Here is a 229-nt window from a genome sequence, read left to right as displayed (position 1 = left end):
CTGGCAGTTCCCTACTCTCACATGGGGAGACCCCACACTACCATCGGCGCTACGGCGTTTCACTTCTGAGTTCGGCATGGGGTCAGGTGGGACCACCGCGCTAAAGCCGCCAGGCAAATTCTTTTCTAAGCGCCGAACGTTAACCTTAAAACTGGTGCTGATACCCAGAGTCGAACTGGGGACCTCACCCTTACCAAGGGTGCGCTCTACCAACTGAGCCATATCAGCA

General features: G+C 55.9%; 1 tRNA gene and 1 rRNA gene. Both read right to left on the bottom strand.

Going from position 1 to position 229, the window contains the following annotated elements:
• Positions 1-114, bottom strand: a 5S ribosomal RNA gene (gene rrf, locus ACSZPU_RS26590); the annotation flags it as partial.
• Positions 115-152: 38 nt separating this feature from the next.
• A tRNA-Thr gene (locus ACSZPU_RS26585) sits at positions 153-228 on the bottom strand.
• Between the last annotated feature and the right edge of the window lies 1 nt (position 229).

The sequence above is a fragment of the Phytobacter sp. V69 genome, from assembly GCF_965644215.1.
Taxonomy (GTDB): Bacteria; Pseudomonadota; Gammaproteobacteria; order Enterobacterales; family Enterobacteriaceae; genus Phytobacter.
The sequence above is the reverse complement of the archived record's forward strand: the minus strand, read 5'-3'. Positions and strand labels throughout refer to the sequence as shown.